Source organism: Azospirillum sp. B4 (assembly GCF_000333275.1).
GTDB lineage: Bacteria > Pseudomonadota > Alphaproteobacteria > Azospirillales > Azospirillaceae > Nitrospirillum.
Genome location: NZ_BACU01000467.1, coordinates 1 through 5816, shown reverse-complemented (window position 1 = coordinate 5816; position 5816 = coordinate 1). Strand labels below are relative to the sequence as shown.

Genomic DNA, 5816 nt, shown 5'->3' with positions numbered 1-5816 from the left:
AAACCCGGTTCGTGAAAGCTGCACGAAACGTTCGAGACCCATCATCCGCTGAAGATCGGCCGTTTCACCATTCATGACGATGAGCCCGTCAACTACTGGATGGATGTGGTCGACATCTTCCGGAAGTCGTCCAACATCGGGTCCGCCAAGATGGCGGAGCGGTTTGGCATCGACGTTCAGCGGGACTACATGGGCCGCTTCGGCATGCTGAAGGCCCCGTCGCTGGAGATTCCCGAGGTGGGCGCCCCGCTGGTGCCCAACCCGTGGCGGCAGACCACGCTGCTGACCGTCGCGTTCGGCCACGGCCTGTCCGTCAGCCCCATCCAGATGATATCCGCCGTCGGCGCCGTGGTTGACGGGGGCGTCATGCGGCCGGCCACCCTGCTGAAGCGCGACCCGAACGCGGAGATCCCCGAGACGCGCGTCATCTCCCCCCAGACCTCCGCCATCCTGCGCAAGCTGATGCGCCTGGTGGTGACCGAGGGCACGGGCAAGACCGCCTTCGGCACCGGCGAGCTGAAGGCCGCGGACACGCTGGACTACCTGGTGGGCGGCAAGACCGGCACGGCCGAGAAGGTCAGCGGCAAGGGATACGCGCGCAAGTCACTGCGCACCTCCTTCGCCGGCGCCTTCCCCATGACGGATCCCCGCTATGTGGTTTTCGTCATGGTGGATGAGCCCCATGGGAATAAGAAGAGCTTTGGCTTCGCCACCGCCGGCTGGGTCGCCGCACCGGCCGTCCAGCGCATCGTCTGGCAGGCGGCGCCCCTGTTGGGGGTGAAGCCGGTGGTCCGCAACGACCCTGAGGTGTTGCAGGCCATGGCCATCAACTGAACCGTCCCCGAACCGCTGTGGTGGGGGTCGATCGATGCCGGGGGACGCTACTGACGCCACCCCGGCGTCCGCGTGTGAGAGGGACCCTTGCGTCTGACCGATCTGATGGCATCGCGCACCGAAATCGCCGTATCGGCGCTGGCCCTGGAACGGGACCCCGAGATCACCGGCCTGACCGCGGACAGCCGCGCCGTCGGGCCGGGCATGCTGTTCGCCGCCCTGCCGGGCAGCGCCCGTGACGGGCGGGACTTCATTCCCAATGCCGTCGCCGCCGGCGCTGTGGCCGTGCTGGCGCCCAAGGGCACGACGCTGCCCGACGACCTGCCGCACCCGGTGACGCTGATCGAGGATGCCAATCCCCGGCGGCGTTTCGCCCTGCTGGCCGCCGCCTTCTACAAGCGGCAACCCGGCACCATCGCCGCCGTCACCGGCACCAACGGCAAGACCTCCACCGCCCAGTTCACCCGCCAGCTGTGGAGCCTGCAGGGCCACCAGGCTGGCGCCATGGGCACGCTGGGCTTGATCGCCCCGGGCTTCCCCCGGGAGGACAGCCTGACCACGCCGGACCCGGTGGCGTTGCACGGCACCCTGGCGCGCCTGGCCGCCGGTGGCATCACCCACCTGGCGATGGAGGCCAGCAGCCATGGGCTGGACCAGTTCCGCCTGGATGGCGTGCTGGTCACCGTGGGCGGCTTCACCAACCTGACCCGCGACCACCTGGACTATCACGGCACCATGGAGGCCTATTTCAAGGCCAAGGCCATGCTGTTCGACCGGGTGATGCCGCGCGGCGCGACCGCCGTGGTCAATGCCGACATCCCCGAATTCCAGGCCCTGGCCGACCTGGTCCACGCCCGCAAGCAGACGCTGATCGGTTTTGGCGAGAAGGGGCGCGATCTGGCGGTGAAGGCCCTGCGTCCCCTGCCCCACGGTCAGGCGCTGACGCTGCAGGTCATGGGCACGACACATGAAATCGTCCTGCCCCTGGTCGGCCGTTTCCAGGTGTGGAACGCGCTGTGCGCGCTGGGCATGGTCATCGGCGCCGGCGCCGAACCGCAGGCGGCGGCCGGTCTGCTGTCGCAGCTGGACGGCGTGCGTGGCCGGTTGGAGCTGGTGGCGACTCTGGACAATGGTGCCGCCATCTATGTCGACTACGCCCACACCCCTGACGGGCTGGAGACGGTGCTGAACAGCCTGCGCCCCCATGCGGAAGGCCGCCTGTCCGTCGTCTTCGGCTGTGGCGGCGACCGCGACCGGGGCAAGCGCCCGATGATGGGTGCCATCGCCGCCCGCCTGGCCGACCGCGTCATCGTCACCGACGACAACCCACGCACCGAGATTCCCGGCGCCATCCGCGCCGAGGTCCTGGCCGGCTGCCCCGCCGCGACGGAGGTGGACGACCGCGCCGCCGCCATCGCCCTGGCCATTGGCGAGCTGAAGGCCGGCGACGTGCTGGTCATCGCCGGCAAGGGCCATGAGCAGGGCCAGATCGTAGGCAAGGAGGTGCGTCCCTTCGACGACGCGGCCGTCGCCCGCGGCGTGCTGGGCCTTCCGGGAGGGACGACGCCATGACCGCGACCACCCCGACCAAGACAAAGACGGTGCTGTGGACGGCGGCCAATGCCGCCGCCGCCGCCAACGCCCGCACCCAGGGGCCCGACTGGGCCGCCACCGGCGTTTCCATCGACAGCCGCACCCTGGCGCCGGGCGACCTGTTCGTCGCCATAAAGGGTCCGACCTTCGATGGCCATGGCTTCGTCGCCAGCGCGCTGGAGCGCGGGGCCGCCGCCTGTCTGGTCAGCCACGTGCCGGACGGGGTGGGCGCCGACGCCCCCTTGCTGATCGCCGACGACGCGCTGGCGGGGCTGGAGGATTTGGGTCGCGTGGCGCGGCTTAACACCGCCGCCAAGGTCATCGCCGTCACCGGATCGGTAGGCAAGACCAGCACCAAGGAGATGCTGCGCGCCTGCCTGGCGGCACAGGGTCCGACCTTCGCCACCGAAGGCAGCCTGAACAACCACTGGGGCGTGCCGCTGTCCCTTTCGCGCCTGCCGGCCGGCGTGCGCTACGGCGTGTTCGAACTGGGCATGAACCACGCGGGTGAGATCGGCCCGCTGTCGCGCATGACGCGGCCGGACATCGCCATCATCACCACGGTGGAGGCCGTGCACCTGGAATTCTTCGCGTCGGTGGAAGGCATCGCCGACGCCAAGGCAGAGATATTCGAGGGGATGTCCCGCCAGGGGACGGCCATCCTGAACCGCGACAACCCCCATTACGCCCGCCTGCTGGCCGCCGCCCGCACCCAGGGCATCGGCCATGTGCTGAGCTTCGGCGCCACCGCCGGGGCCGACGCCCGGCTGATCGACCTGGACCTGTCCGGAGCCGGCAGCGACGTCACCGCCGAGATCCAGGGCCAGGTGGTGCGCTACACCCTGGCCATCCCCGGGCGCCACCAAGCCCTGAACAGCCTGGCCGTGCTGCTGGCCGTCGCCGCTGCCGGTGGCGACGTCACGGCCGCCGCCGCGACGCTGGCCACCTTGGCCCCGGTCAAGGGCCGGGGCGTGCGCCAGGTTGTGGACCTTCCGCAAGGGGGCGGCGTCACCCTGATCGACGAAAGCTACAACGCCAGCCCCGTCTCGGTGGCGGCAGCGGCCGCCGTCCTGGGCCACATCCAGCCGGCCCCCGGCGGTCGCCGCGTGGCGGCCCTGGGCGACATGCTGGAGCTGGGCGCCGACGCGGCCACGTTGCATGCCGGCCTGGCGGACACGCTGGTGGCGGCCGATGTGGCGCAGGTCTACACCTGCGGCCCCAACATGCGTCACCTGTTCGACCGGCTTCCGGCCGAGCGACGCGGCGGCCATGCCGCCACCAGCGCCGACCTGGCGCCGCTGGTGGTGGCGGCCGTGCGCGCCGGTGACGTCATTATGGTCAAAGGGTCCGCCGGCAGCCGTATGGCCAAGGTGGTGGATGCCCTGAAAGCCCTTTCCTCTTCCACTTCCGCCCTTTCCGGGAGCTAAGACCCGTCCCATGTTGTTCAACCTGCTGTTCCCGCTGGCCGACGACTTCCAGCTGTTCAACCTGTTCCGGTACATCACGTTCCGGACCGGCGGGGCCATGCTGACAGCGCTGATCATCAGCTTCCTGATCGGCCCGGGCGTCATCCGCTGGCTGAAGTCCATGCAGGGGGCGGGGCAACCCATCCGCACCGACGGGCCGGAGACGCACCTGAAGAAGAAGGGCACGCCCACCATGGGCGGCCTGATGATCATGATCTCGGTCCTGATCTCCACCGTGCTGTGGGTGGACGTCACCAACGCCTATACCTGGATCGTGCTGCTGGTGACCGTGGGCTTCGGCCTTGTGGGCTTCGGCGACGACTTCCTAAAGCTGACCAAGCGCAACACCAAGGGCCTGTCCGGCCGCGGCAAGATGGTGGCCATGATCGCGGTCGCCGGTGTTGCCACCGCCTGGTACCTGCATGTGGCGCAGAGCCCGCTGGACACCAGCGTCGCCGTCCCCTTCCTGAAGGACGTGCTGATCCCCCTGGGCTTCCTGTTCGGGCCCTGGGCGGTGTTCATCATCGTGGGATCCAGCCATTCCGTGAACCTGACGGACGGCCTGGACGGCCTGGCCATCGTGCCCATCATGATCGCGGCCGCCAGCTTCGGCCTGATCGCCTATCTGTCGGGCAACGCCGTCTTCGCCAACTACCTGCAGATCCACCACGTGCCGGGCACGGGTGAGCTGGCGGTGTTCTGCGGCGCCCTGGTGGGCGCCGGCCTGGGCTTCCTGTGGTTCAACGCCCCGCCGGCCATGGTGTTCATGGGCGACACCGGCTCGCTGGCCATGGGCGGCGCGCTCGGCACCGTCGCCGTCATCACCAAGCATGAGCTGGTGCTGGCCATCATCGGCGGCCTGTTCGTGCTGGAAACCGTGTCGGTCATCGTGCAGGTCGCCAGCTTCAAGATGACGGGCAAGCGGGTGTTCCGCATGGCGCCGCTGCATCATCACTTCGAAAAGAAGGGTTGGTCGGAACCCACCGTCGTCATCCGGTTCTGGATCATCGCCGTCATCCTGGCCCTGGCCGGCCTGTCCACCCTGAAGCTGCGTTAAGTTCCCATGAGCACCGCCCAGCCCATCCTCATCCCCTCCTTCCTAGGCCGCCGCGTGGCGGTGATGGGCCTGGCGCGCTCCGGCCTGGCGGCGGCGCGCGTGCTGGCCGCCAGCGGGGCGGAGGTCCTGGCCTGGGACGATGGCGCCGGGGGCCAGAAGGCGGCCGAGGCGGCGGGCATTCCCCTGACCAACCTGCATGAGGCCGACCTGACGGGTGTGGCGGCGCTGGTGCTGTCCCCCGGCATCCCCCACACCCACCCGCGGCCCCACCCGGTGGCGGCCCGCGCCAAGGATGCCGGCGTGCCCATCATCGGCGACGTGGAGCTGCTGCGCCTGGCCCAACCGGACGCCGCCTACGTCGGCATCACCGGCACCAACGGCAAATCGACCACCACCGCCCTGACCGGTCACATCCTGGCCCATGCCGGCCGCACCATCGCCGTGGGCGGTAACCTGGGCATTCCGGTGCTGACCTTCCCGGCACTGGGCGCCCCCCATAATCCCAGGGGCGACGTCTATGTGCTGGAGATGTCCAGCTATCAGCTGGAGCTGACGCCCTCCCTGGGTTTCGACGCTGCCGTGCTGCTGAACATCACGCCCGACCACCTGGACCGCCACGGCGGCATGGACGGCTACATCGCCGCCAAGCGCCTGATCTTCCAGCCGGGTGCCCGCGACCCATCCAAGCCCCTGCCCGTCGCCATCCTGGGCGTGGATGAGCCCCACACCGCCGCCATGGCCGACAGCCTGGAGGCCGAGGGTGGTCGCACGGTCGTGCGCATCTCATCGGAACGCGCGGTGCCGGGCGGCGTTCACGCCGCCGATGGCGTGTTGGTGGATGACACCGACAGCCAAGCCCTGGCTGT

Annotated in this window: 5 protein-coding genes; all 5 read left to right on the top strand. The window is 69.5% G+C overall.

Features of this window, described 5'->3' with window-relative positions; all coding sequences use genetic code 11:
• The first annotated feature begins 18 nt into the window (after positions 1–18).
• The gene (locus I55_RS20565; RefSeq protein WP_083901296.1) at positions 19–834 is read left to right on the top strand and encodes a penicillin-binding transpeptidase domain-containing protein; all 816 of its coding nucleotides are present in this window, start codon (positions 19–21) and stop codon (positions 832–834) included.
• A gap of 87 nt (positions 835–921) precedes the next feature.
• Entirely contained in the window at positions 922–2406 is a 1485-nt protein-coding gene (locus I55_RS20560; protein WP_307718722.1) for a UDP-N-acetylmuramoyl-L-alanyl-D-glutamate--2,6-diaminopimelate ligase, read from the top strand.
• On the top strand, positions 2403–3854 hold the full coding sequence (locus I55_RS20555; RefSeq protein ID WP_044562457.1) for a UDP-N-acetylmuramoylalanyl-D-glutamyl-2,6-diaminopimelate--D-alanyl-D-alanine ligase: 1452 nt from the start codon (positions 2403–2405) through the stop codon (positions 3852–3854). The genes I55_RS20560 and I55_RS20555 overlap by 4 nt, the downstream gene beginning before the upstream one ends.
• Positions 3855–3864: 10 nt before the next feature.
• A complete protein-coding gene (mraY, locus tag I55_RS20550; RefSeq protein WP_044562456.1) occupies positions 3865–4950 on the top strand; it encodes a phospho-N-acetylmuramoyl-pentapeptide-transferase in 1086 nt (361 codons plus the stop codon).
• A gap of 6 nt (positions 4951–4956) precedes the next feature.
• Positions 4957–5816, top strand: an 860-nt coding sequence (gene murD, locus I55_RS39100) for a UDP-N-acetylmuramoyl-L-alanine--D-glutamate ligase (RefSeq protein ID WP_044562455.1), incomplete at its 3' end; no start/stop codon positions are given.